Raw genomic sequence first — 13,754 nt, forward strand, 5'->3', positions numbered from 1 at the left:
TGTGCTCAGACAGATGCTTTCAGGAATACAGACCGTCAGGAATGTCTTCATGCGCTGAGGCAGGTCCGTTGATGTCGAGCGGCACGGCCATGACAGCCTCAAGGCCCGGGGAAAGCGGCGTATAGGTGAGGGTACCACCAAGGCTTCCGACGACAGCCTTCATCATGCGTGTCCCGAAACCGCTTCCGTTCAGATTGATGTCATGACGGCCCTGATCTGAAACAGTCAGCGTCAGACGGTCGCCAGTGACGGAAAGCGAGAGGTAAAGCGGACCGGCCTGGCCGCCGTAGGCATATTTGCTGGCATTGATGACCAGTTCCGTCAGCACCAGCCCTACATTGATGGCGCGGTCTGCTGAAATGGAGACGGGTGACAGAACCATGCGAAGCTGCGCCTGCCACTCCTCGCCAAGTGAAGAGCAGAGCTCTTCCATCAACTCTTCAAGGTAGCGGCTCAGATCAACCATGCCCATCTGATCGCCACGATACAGACGCCGATGAACCAGCCCGATGGCCGCAATTCGGTGCTGGGCTTCAGAAAGGGCCTCGGTCGTTTCTTCGTTCGTGGACGTCCGGGCCTGAAGCTTCAGGAAAGATGCCACCATTTGCAGTGAGTTCTGCACACGGTGGTTTACCTCACGGATCAGGAAGTCTTTCTGTTGAATCAGGCTCTCACGTTCCTGAACTGTCGCCGTCAGGGTCGCATTCAGCTCGCGGAGTTGCTGGGTCTGATAATCGGCAATCAGGCTGGGGCGAAGGCGACGGGCGGCCTGCTTCTGTTCTGTCGTCCATCGATGGGAATGACCCAGAACGGTCTGCTCCCAGGACTCAAAAGACTTGCGAGGATGCAGAATGCCGTCATGGTCAGGCGCTCCCTTGTGAGGATTGCCAGCCCACTCAATGACCTGAACGATCTCGACCCGGCTCCAGACAAGCGTCAGGGAGGTTCGGAAAGGCAGTGTGATGGCCAGAATTCCGGCAGAAGCCTCGGGCCACATTTCTGCGGGAGGGTAGTCCTTGCCCAGGCAGGAGCTACAGAAAATCCCGCCGTTGCTGCCCAGGCGGAGCCAGTCCCGAATGGCCAAGAGATCCGAATGTTCAGGAACCTTGCCAGACGTCTTAATCTCTTTCTGATCAATGACTGCAAAGCCATCGCAGGGAAACAGGCTGCGCAACTCCGTGACGGATCGCTGCAGGTTGTCCTTTACGGACGCGGCAGGGTCGAAATGGGACGTCGCGAACTCAATCGCATTCCTCAGGCGCAGACGCTCCTGATACGTGATGAGTTCTTCCTTGTTTCGAAGCTGACGTGACATGACGCCAGCGAGCGTCCGGCATGCGGCTCTGATGTCCTCGGAGAGAATGCGCGGTGTCGCGTTGTGGCAGGTGATCATGCCCCACAGAATGCCGTCCACGACCAGCGAGATGGAGGCTGAGGCCGCTACGCCCATATTCGACATATACTGCAAATGAACGGGTGATATGCTGCGAAGCTGCACATCGCTCAGGTCGATGCCTGTGGTGCCAGCCTCAACAGGGCGAATAGGGGCAGCTTCGTAATGAATGTCTGGAATGACACGGATACGGTTGCGCAGATAAAGCGCACGCGCCTGCCGGGGAATATCGCTGGCCGGAAAGTGGTGGTTCATGAGGGATGGGAAAGCCTCATTGCGCTTTTCCCCCATCACGCAGCCAGAGCCGTCTTCCTGAAAGCGGTAGACAAGCACACGATCAAATTCGGTCAGCTTCGCGAAGACCTGTGCGCCGTGATGGCACACGGCGGCAATGTCCGGGCAACGCTCGAAACGATCAGCTGTGGCATCAATCTGGCTGAAGATTTCCCACGTCAGGAAATTACGACTGTCCAGAGGTTCCAGCTCGACCAGGAGGTGCTCGCCAGAGAGATGGAACTGGGCATTGAACGTCTCATCCTGCAGGCCGGAGACCCGGGTATTATTTAGGGCCTTGCCGCCTGACTGTTTCAGCCCATCCGTTGGAATGTTCAGAAGATCAGGCAGGCTCTGGCCCAGCCAGTTCGGATTGAGGCGCGCTTCCAGATCGCCTGCGCCGGCAATAATCTGGAGGGTATCGGCCTTGGCAATCAGGAGAAGCCCGTAGGGCTGGATCGCATCGGGGCGATGGATCTGCTCACGATCACAGGATGTGAGCAGCGCATCTGAAAGGGGCTGCCCCGACTGGAGAGAGATCTTCGACGATAAGGTCAAGGTCTGAAAATCCCTCTTGGCGGAAATGCAGAAAGTGTTTGGTCTTGTCATCTAGGCAGGGGCTGCTCGAAAAGCAAACCCCTGTGAAAATACGACAATTCAACAGGAATATATCGTGAACCTTAAGGTTCTCGGCCCCCTGTTGTCAATTTGGCTTACTGCTGGATTGCGTCCTGTTGCATCCAGGATGCGACGTCCAGAGATAGAGCATGACGGCTGGCCGGGCGCGTATAGAGCATGTGGCCACCCTGATAGAGATGCAGGGAAACGCGGTCTGCTCCGACCGTCAGATGGTCCTTCATCCAGCGGGCTGTGCCGAATGGGCAGGCAAGATCGTAGTACCCGTTTGCAACGAACACACGCAGACCGGGATCAAGCGCCAGAAGACGGTTCAGAACCGGAATCTGATGGATGGGAGCGGGGCCGTTTTCGCTCCATTTCCAGCTTGAATTGACCTTGAAGGAGAGCAGATCATAGGTCAGCGGAGTCTGGAAACCGAGGTCGTTGGCGGCATAACCAGAGAACGCATTGCCATAGGCCCGGCCAAAGCCAAACAGCGTTGGGTCAGGGCTCTCGTCCAGACCGTCTGCCGCAGGATCGGCAATCGTCTGCGTAAAGTCATACAGGCCGTGCAGGCGACCGTTCTGGGACATGACGTCATGCGACCCGATAGCCGGCACACCATGCTGGCGCGTTACGACATCTTCCGGAAGGCCTGTACGGTGAGCGACTTCGGCGTAGAATGTCTTTCCGTCTTCGCCACTGGGAATTTTGCCCGCAACCTTGGGAAGATAAGTGCCCATCGCCCATTCATATGCTGCATCAGCCGACTGCTGGGTGACGTTCGGGCTTTCATGTGCCGAAATCAGGCTGGGGATCATGAGGGCAGCAGACAGAGGGTTCTCGTCCGTGTCCAGAAGCGGCATCTCGATGGCAGGCGACAGCATCACGACGCCGTTCAACAGAATTCCCTGTTCCATCTGAAGCGCATTGGCGACCTGGATGGAGCGGATCCCACCGTAGCTTTCACCTACTAGATAATGCGGGGAGGACTGACGACTGTTCTTGGCTGTCCAGAGCTGGATGGCCTTGGCAAACGTGCTGGCATCCTGTTTGACGCCGTAAAACTGGTCTCCAGCCTTGGCGGTGTCGAGCGGGCGTGAATAGCCTGTCCCTACGGCATCGAAGAACACCATGTCCGTGAACGGAAGCCAGCTATCCGGATTGTCACCAAGCTTCGCGTGGGTGCCGTCGGTTGCATCCTTGGGAGGCATTGTCAGTGCGACCGGGCCTGCGGCGCCAAGGTTCAGGTAGGCTGTCGCGGCACCGGGGCCACCGTTGAAGAAATACGAGACAGGACGCTTGGCGTCCGCTGCGCCGTCCTTGGTGTAGGACACGTAGAACATGCGCGCAGTCGGCTTCCCATCGGGGCCACGGAGGGTCAGGGTGCCAGCATGCGCGGTGTAGGCGATGCCATTCAGATGATGCTTCGTAACGGAGTCAGTGGGAAGCAGAGCGGCTTCACCGGTAAAGCTGTCTGAGGCCTTGGCTGCGTCAGCTTTGGGTGTGTCCTTCGGGGCATCTGCCGCCAGGGCAGGAAAGGCAGAAACGGGGGAAAGAAGGGACAGGGCAAGCAGCAGCGCGCGGCGGGACATCATCTGTCTGTCATCTCCGATGAGAATTGCAGGGTTGTTTCTGCCCTACCAGCACGGATGCTCGTCTGCCACCGGCCCCGCATGAAGTTTTCGTCATGCAGGGCCGGTATTGTCTTGTTACTGGCCCTGAGGTGCCTTGATGTTGGGAGACAGCATCAGCCGCGGATCTGCAACGCGGTCATAGTCATCGGCTGTCATGAAGCCCAGTTCCAGAGCAGCTTCCTTGGGGCTCAGGTTCTTTTCCATCGCATGATGGGCGACCTGTGCGGCCTTGTCGTATCCAATGGCGGGAGAAAGTGCCGTAACAAGCACGAGGGAGCGGTCCAGATCCTGCTTCAGTTTGTCTTCGTTAGCGCGAATGCCTTCGACAAGATGCTGACGGAAGTTCTCTGACCCGTCATGAAGAAGCGTGATGCCCTGCATAATGTTGTGGATCATGAGCGGCTTGTACACATTCATGTCGATCATGCCGGACGCCCCGCCCAAGCCAACCGCCACATCATTGCTCATGACCTGCAGGGCCAGCATGGACAGGGCTTCAGCCTGTGTCGGGTTGATCTTGCCTGGCATAATGGAAGAGCCTGGCTCGTTTTCCGGCAGCAGCAGTTCGCCGAAACCAGCACGAGGGCCGCAGGCCAGCAGGCGGATGTCATTGGCAATCTTGAACAGGCTTCCCGCCGCAGTCCGCAGGCAACCCGACAGGTGGACCAGTGCATCGTGCGCGCCCTGAAGGGCGAATTTGTTTTCGCCAGCCGTGAAGCCCAGTTGCGTCAGATGCGCGATTTCTCCACAGGCACGGGTGTCAAATCCGGGGTCTGTATTCACGCCAGTGCCGAGCGCCGTTCCGCCGAGAGCCAACGGGAGGAGGCCATCACGGGCTGCTTCAAGGCGTGCGATATTGTCTGTCAGCATCCCGGCGTAGCCATACCATTCCTGACCAAGCGTAATGGGGACAGCATCCTGAAGATGCGTGCGGCCAACCTTGACCAGATCCTTCCATTCTTCAGCTTTGGCAGCGATGGCATCCCGCAGTCTGGTGAGGGCAGGAATGAGGCGGCGATGTACACCCAGAACAGCCGCAATGTGCATGGCGGTTGGGAAGTTGCAGTTGGTGGACTGCGCCATGTTGACGTGGTCGTTCGGGTGCAATGGTGTCTTGCTACCCAACGGCTGACCCGTGAGTTGGCTGGCCCGGTTTGCGATGACTTCATTGACGTTCATGTTGAACTGCGTGCCAGAGCCCGTCATCCAGACATGGAGCGGAAACATCCGGTTATGCTGCCCGGTCATGATCTCATCGCAGACGGTATGGATCAGATCGGCGCGATCCTGGGACAGACGGCCACTGGCTGCATTGGCCGAGGCGCAGGCACGCTTCATGATCGCATAAGCCTCGATCATTTCCTGCGGCATCAGTTCGCGGCCGATGCTGAAATATTTCAGGGAGCGCTGTGTCTGAGCGCCCCACAGAACATCATCAGCAACTTCGATCTGGCCCATGCCATCGGTTTCAATACGGCTCATGCGGTCTGGAGCTTTCCTGCAGGACGGAGTTCATGCCTGCGCGGAAACTATCCCAGAAGGATCGGGGGGAAAACAGGGGAAGGGACGCAGATGAGGCTTGGAGCATGAAAAACGTTCCCCAGCATTGTCGGACGCAGACAATCAGCAGATGGTGCTTCCGCTTGAAGCACAGACACCTGATGACTGAGATGTCGGCCTTTAACGGCCGAGCCAGCGATCCCCACCGAAGCGATTGTGGGAGAACAGAAAACCCGCGCAAAGACCTGCGGCCGCAAAGACGATCGTCCACAGGGAGATCGGGAGGAGCATGGTCGAAACGGCTGAAAGCAGAACCATCCCTGCGAAGGCACAGATGGCGGATTCGATCATCCGGGGGCCAAAATGACGTTCAGCACCGCAGTTCGGACAGTGCTCTGCGGTTGACCGGATTTTTTGCCGGCAGACCGGACAGATTGTGACGGCTGTGGAAAGGGGTTCCATCATTGGCCGTGATTCTCCTCATGTTCACCGACGGCGATCCGCGCTTCCACAGCCAGGCGCCATTGCGCATCAGCCGGGGCGGCCGCCAGGGCACGGCGATACAGATCAAGACTGCTCGCGGAAATGTGCCCGTCCTTCTGGGTCTGGAGTTCCGCGAGCTGGATTGCAAGCTCTGGAGTGAAATGAATGTCCAGAGCGGACTTCCAGTCGGCGATGGCTTCTGAGGTCAGGCCAGCGCGCGCCTCGATCTGACCCAGTAGGACATGACCTGTCTCGTAAGTCGGATTGTCTTTCGGAATCGTGGCGACCTGCGCCTGAAGCTTCTGGATCATAACCATGGCTTTAGCGTCTGGCTTGACCTGACGGGCGCTTAGAGGCTGTGGCGGCAGGGACGGGTGCCCGTTCACGATATACAGCGCAAATGCTGCAACCGGGATGCCAAGACCAACGGCCAGAAGGGGGAGAAAGCGCTTCGAACGGGCCGTTGCATCTTTCAGGTCTGGTGTGGCGGAAGATTCGTCGGCAGCCAGAAGCCTCCGCTGGATCTCGATGCGGGCTGCCCCGTATTCATCTCCGTTGACGAGACCCAGATCCCGGTCCCGGTCAAGTTCGGCGAGCTGGCCGCGATAGAGCGTCAAAGCAGAGTCCCGCGCGTCCACGCGGCGGCGGAGGCGGCGGAGGCCATAAAGGGCCGGTAGCAGCGTGATAGCTGCAACACTCAGGATTCCCAACCAGAACAAGACTTTACTCCCGGCCCGACAGGGCATCCAGGCGTGCACGCTCATCATCTGAGAGCGGCACAGGTGTAACGATGCGACGCCTCGTCGCACGCCACGCAATAACAAGACCGGCGACCAGAGCCAGAGCAGGCATCAGCCAGAGCAGGGCTGTGGACCATGAAAACTGGGGAGCCAGACGGATGAATTCGCCATAGCGATCTCCCATCCAGTCCATGATCTGCTGGTCAGACTTCCCCGCCGCGACCTGCTCGCGAACAACTTTGCGCAGATCGCGGGCCAGCGGTGCACTGCTGTCTTCGATGCTCTCATTCTGACAGACGAGGCAGCGGAGATGAGCGCCGATGGCTTCCGCACGCTTTTCCTGCACTGGATTGGGGAGCATTTCTGACGGGTCATCAACTGCGAGAGCGATGCCGCCTCCCGCCAGTGCCACAGCAAGCAGCAGGGCAGACAGACGTTTCATCATAGTCCTGCAAGCCTTGGCCGGATTTCCGCGTCATAGATTTGCGGATCGAGAGCGGCACTGCCATGCCAGAGAATCCGGCCGCCGGGGGCGACAAGAAAGCTTTCGGGAACGCCCGTTACACCCCAGTCGATGGCGACGCGGCCATGTCTGTCAGAAGCCACGCGAGCATAAGGCGTGCCATCACGTTGAACAAAGGCGCTCGCATTTTCCAGCTTGTCTTCATACGCGATGCCCCAGATGGGCATATTGCGGGAAATGGATCGTAGGCCAGGCATTTCCTGAACGCAGGGAATGCACCAGGACGCAAAGAAATTTACCAGAACCGGGCGTGTTTCAGCCTTCAGCTCCTTATCCGTAAATCCATCACCCAGCCCGGGCAGACCCGGCATGGCGAATTCAGGAATAGGGCGGCCGACATTTGGGTTTTTGATGGCCCGCGGGTCAAAGCCGCCGCTTTCCATTCCTTGCAGCATTTTCCAGAACCCGACGCCCAGAACGCCAGCGCCAACAATCGGAAGGGCCGTCAGGAGGCCGCGTCGTGTTGCATTCATGCGTGTCTCTCCTCAGGCTTTGGCCATGGTCCGTGCGGCAGACCGCTTCGGTGCGCCAACGCGCAGACGACGATCCGAGAGCGAGAACGCTCCGCCGATGGCCATAACAAGCCCGCCCAGCCACATCCACGGGGCAAGCGGGTTCTTGTGCAGACGTAGCACATAGGTCGCATCGACGCCCGTTCCGTGCCGGTCTCCCACGACGCCATAAAGATCCGTAATGAAGTTCGTATGGATCGCGACTTCCGTTGTGGTCTGGTTCTGTGTGGTGAAGTCCCGCTTTTCCGGATGCAGCATCGTGATCAGTTTGCCGTTGTGGCGTACGGCAATATCTGCCTGCATCGCGCGGTAATTCGGCCCGGCATAGTCATGAACGTTGACGAGCGTCCAGTCATCACCGGCAAGGCTGCGGGTCTCGCCAACGTGGATCTCTACGATCGCATGCTGGGCACCAGACATTCCACACAGACCCAGCACGGTAATGCCCGCACCGATATGTGCCAGTGCTGCTCCCCAGCTTGAGCGGGGAAGGCTCTTGGCGCGCGCCAGCATCTCACTGCGGCTGGAATGACCAAGGCCAATGCGGCGCAGAATATCCGTAACGGAGGCCGCCATGACCCAGATCGCCAGAGCGCCACAGGCGATGGGCAATGCTCCAGAGAACTTCCAGAAACACAGGACCAAGCCGATAGCTGCGAAAATGGCTGCAACAAACAGGTGGGAGAATGTTCGTGCCAGTTGCGCCCGCTTCCATGGCAGCGCTGTTCCGACGCCCATGGCCAGAAGGAGGGGGATTGTGAGTGGGATGGTGGCCGCATCGAAGAAGGGCTTGCCCACCGAAATGGTGCGCCCCGCCAGAAGCTGCATGAATGGCGGATACATCGTGCCTGTCACAACAACCGCACAGATTGAGCACAGCAGGATATTGTTCAGAACGAGCGAGCCTTCTCTCGAGACGGGCGAGAACAGGCCGCCAGATGTCAAAGACGGTGCGCGCCATGCAAAGAGAGCGAGCGAACCGCCAATGACCAAAGCCAGAAGTGCCAGAATGAACACGCCACGAGCCGGATCATTCGCGAAGGCATGAACAGAATTCAGAATACCTGAACGGACGAGGAATGTGCCGGACAGGGAGAACGAGAATGTCGCAATAGCCAGCAGAACCGTCCAGATTTTCAGACCCTCGCGCTTTTCTACGACGATGGCGGAATGGACGAGTGCGGTTCCGGTCAGCCACGGAATGAGCGAAGCGTTCTCAACCGGGTCCCAGAACCAGTAGCCGCCCCAACCCAACACATAATAAGACCACCAGGACCCGAGTGCGATGCCGCAGGTCAGGAAGCACCAGGCCGCTACGGCCCAAGGGCGAACCCAGCGGCCCCAGGCGGCATCCACCCGGCCTTCAAGCAAAGCCGCAACGGCAAACGCAAATGGGACGGCAAAGCCAACATAGCCCGTGTAGAGAATGGGCGGATGGAAGGCGAGGCCGGGGTCCTGAAGTAGGGGGTTCATGCCCTGACCATCCATGGGAGCCGGAAAAACACGGTCGAATGGGTCGGAGGTCAGGAGGCAGAACAGCTGGAACCCGGCTGAAACACCGCCAAGAATGGCCAGAACACGGCCACGGAGAATGTCTGGGAGATTGCGTCCAAATGTCGATACGGCTGCGCCACATACGCCGAGGATCAGGGTCCAGAGCAGAACGGACCCTTCATGGTTTCCCCACACACCCGTGATTTTATACAGTAGCGGTTTGGAGGCAGCAGAGTTTGCTGCGACATTCTGGACGGAGAAATCATCCCGAACGGCGCACATGATCAGGCTGAAGAAAGAAATGGCCAGAGCGAAAAGCTGTGAAACCGCGAGAAATGGCGCCATGGCGACAAGGCGGGCATTGCGCTTGTGAGCGCCCCAGAGGGGAACGACAAACTGAATGAGTGCGAGAACGCAGGCGAGGGCCAGGGCAAAATGGCCCTGTTCTGGTCCAAACATTATGGCGTTCAGCCTCCGGTTTTCTTGGCTGTCATGGTGTCCCAGCTTGCCGCGTCAGGAGCTTTACCAAAACGTGGGTCCCACTTGCCGGTACGCTTCAGTTCTTCGGCCACTTCCTTGGGCATGTAAGTCTCGTCATGCTTGGCAAGCACTTCACTGGCCGTGAAACCACCATCCTTCTGCACCGTGCCGAGTGCCACCACGCTCTGTCCTTCACGGAAAAGGTCAGGAAGGATACCGGTGTAGTGAACTTCGACTGAAGCCTGACCATCCGTCACGTTGAATGAGTTTACCGGGGCGTCGTGTTCCGTGATGCGGTGCAGTGAGCCCGCAACGACCATTCCGCCCAGGCGGATCGTGCGATCAGGCGCCGGGGGGTGCGCCTTGACCTGAGACGGGGCCATGAAGAACACGATGTTGGACGAGAAGGCCCTCAGCGTCAGGGCTGCCGCGGAACTGATGCAGGCGAGGCAGGCGATGACAATCCACAGGCGACGTGTCTTGCGGGTCATGATGCAGAGCTTTCACGGTGACGGAGCTGGCTTTCGACAGCCGCCAGCCGGGCTTTGGCACGGCGCAGGCGCAAAGCCGCGCCGATACCGAGAACCAGCGAGCAGCCGATGGTGAGACCATAAGCTGCGGCGATATAGGGCCAGTGATTGGGAAGGTGCATCATGCTGCGGACCTGTCCGGACGGTTGAGCCTGGAGCGTGCCATCAGCTGGCGCGCGCGGCTCTCGTGGATTGCGGCACTCAGCCGGGCGAAAATGACAGCGGCGACACCAAGTGTGAAGCCGATGGTTGTGATGAGAAGCGGCCAGAGCATCGTCATGGACATGGTCGGTGCACCGGTCAGCGTGATGCTGTCCGGCTGATGTAGCGTATTCCACCATTGGACGCTGAACTTGATGATCGGCAGATCGATGGCGCCGGCCAGTGCCAGAATGGCAGCGGCGCGCTGTCCACGGGCAGGCTCATCGAAAGCGCGGATCAGGGCGATATGGCCCAGATACAGGAAAAACAGCACCAGTACGGAGGTCAGGCGTGCATCCCAGACCCACCATGTGCCCCACATCGGCTGTCCCCAGAGCGAGCCTGTGATGAGGCAAAGAGCGGCTGCGCAGGCCCCAACCGGGCCAATTTCGATGGCGGCGAGATCCGCCAGCGGATGCCGCCACACGAGGGAGAGAAGCCCGCAGACAGCGAGACCAAGGTAGCAGGAGGATGCAAGCCAGGCCATCGGGACATGCACATACATGATCCGGACTGTCTCGCCCTGTTGCCAGTCAGCGGGAGCAAAGAAGAGGCCCCAGACAATGCCGACGGTCAGGAAGATGATCGCACCTGTGGATAGCCACGGCTGAAGCGCACGGGCCAGACGCAGGAATTGCCCCGGATTGGCATAACGATGGAGCAGATTGGGCGTAGGGCGCACGGGAACTCTCAACTCGGAGAAATATTTCTACTTGAAATAGTCCGAACCCCACGCATTCGGAAGGGGCGCATTGTCCCATTGTTCCTATGACTGTTATCACGTTTCACGGAAATGAGCGCGAAATGGGAACTTTCCGCAGGAGAAAGACGTGGCGTACTGGCTGATAAAATCCGAACCCGAAGCCTTTTCGTGGAATGAACAGGTTCGTAATGACATCGAACCATGGACCGGCGTTCGCAACTATCAGGCGCGGAACAATCTTGCGGCCATGAAGACGGGTGACCTGGCGTTTTTCTATCATTCGGTGAGCGAAAAGCAGATCGTTGGTGTCGTCAGGGTCGTGAAGGAAGCTTATCCGGACCCGACTGCGGACGATCCGCGTTGGGTTTGCGTGGATGTGAAGGCGAATGGTGCTTTCACGACTCCGGTAACCCTGGCTCAGATCAAGGCAGATCCGGCTCTGGAAGAGATGGCTCTTCTCAGGCAATCGCGCCTTTCTGTCGCCCCGGTGACGGAGCAGGAGTTCCTGCATTTGACGAAAATCGGCGGGTGGGTCCGCGCCTGACGGACCCGCTCCCGGTTAGTGAATGTCTGACGCATCCCCGTTGACGAGAACATTGGTCTGCCCGTTGGACGGGTGCCCAGCGTAGGTGAGGGGAAGGTCTTCGCTGTGATAGGGCGCCGTAACAGGGGCGTTGAACTTCACTGGCATACCAAAAATGCTGAAGTGGGACGGCAGGTTGTTTGTGCCGTTGGTTTTCTGCTCTGCGTTGGTGCCCGGCATTCCGACAGGAAGATGCGTCCGCACTTCACCGCTGAAATTTGCGAGTCTCTCTTCGGAGTCTTCCACGGCAACATAGCCGTGCGGCGGCGGAGGAGCTCCACCGTCTGGCAGTGCAACCTGCTGGGCGGGCGTCAGGTTTTTCTCTGGCCGGTTGTTCAGCTGATGCGCCGTTGACGGCGGGATCTGTGGCAGATCGGCTGTACTGTGGCTACGATGGGCATGATGTGGAGCGGACAGAGCCGGTGTGGCTGCTGTCACAAGGAGGCTGGCTACCAGCAGGGCAGACAGGATCCAGCGGGAAAATGTTTTCATAATATGTCCTTCTCCACACCCGGCCGGGGCACCCGTCAAGCAGGGGGCTTTCGTGATGCGATATGAAACCTGCTATCGGGTAAACGGTTTCAGGTCTTACGAACAGGAGTTTTGATCGTCATGACCGTAGAGAATGGCTCGCAGCTTCCGAGTAGCGAATTTGCATCACTGGCGCTGGACGGGGACTCGTTGGCCCAGCTTCAGTCCGTGCTGGAACGCGTCGAACAGGGGCGCGGTGTCCTTGTCCGTCTGGCGGATCTGATGGGAGGAGCCGTCGGGCAGGCTGCGCGACTCGGGATGAAAGGCCTTGGCCTTGCGCCCACAGTGCAACAGAAAATTCAGAAGACGGCTGAAATCGCGATTGAACGTGCTTTCAATATTGCGATTGTCGGCATCAAGAATGACGTCCCGCTCGTTCGTGAACCGTGGCGTGAGAATGCCGGACAGGCTGCTGTTGCCGTGTCGGGCGCCGTCGGTGGTTTTGGTGGAATTTTTGGACTGGCTCCTGACGTCGGGTTCACAACCCTGACCATCATGCGGGAAATCGCGCGGATTGCCCGTGAAGAGGGTGAGGATCTGCGTGATGAGGGAACACGTCGCGCGTGCCTTGAAGTGTTTGCACTCAAAACTTTCCCTGCCCGTCAGGAAGAGGACGATGGGGAGCTCGGGTTCTTCTCTGCGCGTGCTTTGCTGCGTGGACGCCCGGTCGTGATGCTGATTTCCGAAGTGGCCTCTCATTATGGAATTGGCCTGTCGCGGAAGTTCGCGTTGCAGATGGTTCCTGTTGCAGGTGCGCTCTGTGGTGCTTCGCTTAACGCTGCCTTCCTCGCCCATTATCGCGCACTTGCCCGGGCGCATTTCACGATCCGTCGTCTGGAGCGCACTCACGGTCGTGCTGTTCACGAAGCTGCTGTGGACATCCGCTCAGGTGCCGCATCGGAAACCTTTTCCTGATTTTTCAGGACGCTGAACGAAAGCTGGAAATATGATGCCGAGCAGTCTTGTCTGGCTGAGTTTCACATTGGTTCTGGCTGTCGTGCAGCTGTTTCTGACATCAGCGGCCTGCCGCAGGCAGGATGGTGTGCAGTGGGCCACGAGTAACCGGGACGGCGAAGCCCCGCGATAGACAGGCGTTGCCGCCAGAATGCGGCGGGCACAGGCAAATTTTCAGGAGACGCTCCCGATCTTTATCGGGGCAGTCCTTGTGGCCCATGTGGCCGGTCGGGACGGAAGTCTGGTGACCTGGGGAGCAGGTCTCTATTTCCTAGGACGACTGGCTTATATTCCAGCCTATGCCATGGGTCTGGGAAGCATCCGCAGTCTGATCTGGGGTGTGTCGATGATCGGGCTGTTTCTGGTTCTGGGCGGACTGATCTGACGATCAGCTTCGCTTGGGGCGAAGGCGCCAGAAGTCCAGCAGGCCCCAGAACACAATTCCTGCAAAACAGATTTTGACGAGTGCCATCAGCAGGCCGTCAGCTTCAGGGAGCAGGAAGCGTGCGAGCCCGAGCGGAATCAGACAGATCAGATAAACAAACGCTATAGGCAATGCAGTACTCCATCGAGATTGGAGTACTATGTACCACATCCGG

17 protein-coding genes are annotated in these 13,754 nt (G+C 58.6%); 4 read left to right on the plus strand and 13 right to left on the minus strand.

What is annotated here, in order from left to right; translation table 11 throughout:
- Positions 1 to 19: 19 nt before the first annotated feature.
- The 11 genes from HK24_RS10065 to ccmC form a co-directional block, all read right to left on the minus strand.
- Positions 20 to 2,224 (minus strand): histidine kinase dimerization/phosphoacceptor domain -containing protein, encoded by a 2,205-nt coding sequence (locus tag HK24_RS10065; RefSeq protein WP_086634485.1) that lies wholly within the window; start codon positions 2,222 to 2,224, stop codon positions 20 to 22.
- A 155-nt stretch (positions 2,225 to 2,379) separates the two neighbouring features.
- Positions 2,380 to 3,882 carry a S10 family peptidase gene (locus HK24_RS10070; RefSeq protein WP_086634375.1) on the minus strand — a complete coding sequence of 501 codons (1,503 nt, stop codon included), beginning with the start codon at positions 3,880 to 3,882 and terminating at the stop codon, positions 2,380 to 2,382.
- A 114-nt stretch (positions 3,883 to 3,996) separates the two neighbouring features.
- A complete protein-coding gene (locus HK24_RS10075; RefSeq protein ID WP_086634376.1) occupies positions 3,997 to 5,403 on the minus strand; it encodes a lyase family protein in 1,407 nt (468 codons plus the stop codon).
- A 198-nt stretch (positions 5,404 to 5,601) separates the two neighbouring features.
- Positions 5,602 to 5,886 (minus strand): hypothetical protein, encoded by a 285-nt coding sequence (locus tag HK24_RS10080; protein WP_046899971.1) that lies wholly within the window; start codon positions 5,884 to 5,886, stop codon positions 5,602 to 5,604.
- Positions 5,883 to 6,623 (minus strand): c-type cytochrome biogenesis protein CcmI, encoded by a 741-nt coding sequence (ccmI, locus tag HK24_RS10085; protein WP_086634377.1) that lies wholly within the window; start codon positions 6,621 to 6,623, stop codon positions 5,883 to 5,885. The genes HK24_RS10080 and ccmI overlap by 4 nt, the downstream gene beginning before the upstream one ends.
- Positions 6,624 to 6,627: 4 nt before the next feature.
- Positions 6,628 to 7,086, minus strand: coding sequence for a cytochrome c-type biogenesis protein (locus tag HK24_RS10090; protein ID WP_046899969.1), 459 nt, complete (start codon positions 7,084 to 7,086; stop codon positions 6,628 to 6,630).
- Positions 7,086 to 7,640: a DsbE family thiol:disulfide interchange protein gene (locus HK24_RS10095; RefSeq protein ID WP_086634378.1), complete on the minus strand. Its 555-nt coding sequence runs from the start codon at positions 7,638 to 7,640 to the stop codon at positions 7,086 to 7,088. Before HK24_RS10095 ends, HK24_RS10090 begins: the two co-directional genes overlap by 1 nt.
- A gap of 12 nt (positions 7,641 to 7,652) precedes the next feature.
- A complete protein-coding gene (locus HK24_RS10100; protein WP_086634379.1) occupies positions 7,653 to 9,632 on the minus strand; it encodes a heme lyase CcmF/NrfE family subunit in 1,980 nt (659 codons plus the stop codon).
- Between the two features lie 8 nt (positions 9,633 to 9,640).
- On the minus strand, positions 9,641 to 10,144 hold the full coding sequence (gene ccmE / locus HK24_RS10105) for a cytochrome c maturation protein CcmE (RefSeq protein ID WP_064273832.1): 504 nt from the start codon (positions 10,142 to 10,144) through the stop codon (positions 9,641 to 9,643).
- Positions 10,141 to 10,308 (minus strand): heme exporter protein CcmD, encoded by a 168-nt coding sequence (locus HK24_RS13490; protein ID WP_143412318.1) that lies wholly within the window; start codon positions 10,306 to 10,308, stop codon positions 10,141 to 10,143. The genes ccmE and HK24_RS13490 overlap by 4 nt, the downstream gene beginning before the upstream one ends.
- Positions 10,305 to 11,066, minus strand: a complete 762-nt coding sequence (gene ccmC / locus HK24_RS10110) for a heme ABC transporter permease CcmC (RefSeq protein ID WP_086634380.1) — start codon at positions 11,064 to 11,066, stop codon at positions 10,305 to 10,307. The genes HK24_RS13490 and ccmC overlap by 4 nt, the downstream gene beginning before the upstream one ends.
- A gap of 148 nt (positions 11,067 to 11,214) precedes the next feature.
- Between ccmC and HK24_RS10115 the strand changes: the two genes are divergently transcribed.
- Positions 11,215 to 11,631, plus strand: coding sequence for an EVE domain-containing protein (locus HK24_RS10115; RefSeq protein WP_086634381.1), 417 nt, complete (start codon positions 11,215 to 11,217; stop codon positions 11,629 to 11,631).
- Between the two features lie 15 nt (positions 11,632 to 11,646).
- Here HK24_RS10115 and HK24_RS10120 read toward each other — a convergent pair whose 3' ends face one another.
- Complete coding sequence (locus HK24_RS10120; protein WP_086634382.1) at positions 11,647 to 12,162, minus strand: hypothetical protein; 516 nt, start codon at positions 12,160 to 12,162, stop codon at positions 11,647 to 11,649.
- 120 nt (positions 12,163 to 12,282) lie between these two features.
- On the opposite strand from HK24_RS10120, the gene HK24_RS10125 reads away from it, so the two are divergent.
- Genes HK24_RS10125 through HK24_RS13930 form a run of 3 tightly spaced genes read left to right on the plus strand, consistent with a single transcriptional unit; the run spans position 12,283 to position 13,540 of the window.
- Positions 12,283 to 13,116: an EcsC family protein gene (locus tag HK24_RS10125; protein WP_086634383.1), complete on the plus strand. Its 834-nt coding sequence runs from the start codon at positions 12,283 to 12,285 to the stop codon at positions 13,114 to 13,116.
- A gap of 31 nt (positions 13,117 to 13,147) precedes the next feature.
- Complete coding sequence (locus HK24_RS13925) at positions 13,148 to 13,288, plus strand: hypothetical protein (protein ID WP_233126228.1); 141 nt, start codon at positions 13,148 to 13,150, stop codon at positions 13,286 to 13,288.
- An 18-nt stretch (positions 13,289 to 13,306) separates the two neighbouring features.
- Complete coding sequence (locus HK24_RS13930) at positions 13,307 to 13,540, plus strand: MAPEG family protein (RefSeq protein WP_233126229.1); 234 nt, start codon at positions 13,307 to 13,309, stop codon at positions 13,538 to 13,540.
- A gap of 3 nt (positions 13,541 to 13,543) precedes the next feature.
- Here HK24_RS13930 and HK24_RS13605 read toward each other — a convergent pair whose 3' ends face one another.
- The gene (locus HK24_RS13605; protein WP_157091174.1) at positions 13,544 to 13,711 is read right to left on the minus strand and encodes a hypothetical protein; all 168 of its coding nucleotides are present in this window, start codon (positions 13,709 to 13,711) and stop codon (positions 13,544 to 13,546) included.
- Between the last annotated feature and the right edge of the window lie 43 nt (positions 13,712 to 13,754).

The organism is Gluconobacter sp. DsW_058 (genome assembly GCF_002153615.1).
Lineage (GTDB): Bacteria > Pseudomonadota > Alphaproteobacteria > Acetobacterales > Acetobacteraceae > Gluconobacter > Gluconobacter cerinus.

Coding starts and splice junctions, on each gene's coding strand:
- HK24_RS10070 (WP_086634375.1), bottom strand. CDS start 3,882: ATGATGTCCCGCCGCGCGCTGCTGCTTGCCCTGTCCCTTCTTTCCCCC.
- HK24_RS10075 (WP_086634376.1), bottom strand. CDS start 5,403: ATGAGCCGTATTGAAACCGATGGCATGGGCCAGATCGAAGTTGCTGAT.
- HK24_RS10080 (WP_046899971.1), bottom strand. CDS start 5,886: ATGATGGAACCCCTTTCCACAGCCGTCACAATCTGTCCGGTCTGCCGG.
- HK24_RS10090 (WP_046899969.1), bottom strand. CDS start 7,086: ATGAAACGTCTGTCTGCCCTGCTGCTTGCTGTGGCACTGGCGGGAGGC.
- HK24_RS10095 (WP_086634378.1), bottom strand. CDS start 7,640: ATGAATGCAACACGACGCGGCCTCCTGACGGCCCTTCCGATTGTTGGC.
- HK24_RS10100 (WP_086634379.1), bottom strand. CDS start 9,632: ATGTTTGGACCAGAACAGGGCCATTTTGCCCTGGCCCTCGCCTGCGTT.
- ccmE (WP_064273832.1), bottom strand. CDS start 10,144: ATGACCCGCAAGACACGTCGCCTGTGGATTGTCATCGCCTGCCTCGCC.
- HK24_RS13490 (WP_143412318.1), bottom strand. CDS start 10,308: ATGATGCACCTTCCCAATCACTGGCCCTATATCGCCGCAGCTTATGGT.
- HK24_RS10120 (WP_086634382.1), bottom strand. CDS start 12,162: ATGAAAACATTTTCCCGCTGGATCCTGTCTGCCCTGCTGGTAGCCAGC.
- HK24_RS10125 (WP_086634383.1), top strand. CDS start 12,283: ATGACCGTAGAGAATGGCTCGCAGCTTCCGAGTAGCGAATTTGCATCA.
- HK24_RS13925 (WP_233126228.1), top strand. CDS start 13,148: ATGATGCCGAGCAGTCTTGTCTGGCTGAGTTTCACATTGGTTCTGGCT.
- HK24_RS13930 (WP_233126229.1), top strand. CDS start 13,307: ATGCGGCGGGCACAGGCAAATTTTCAGGAGACGCTCCCGATCTTTATC.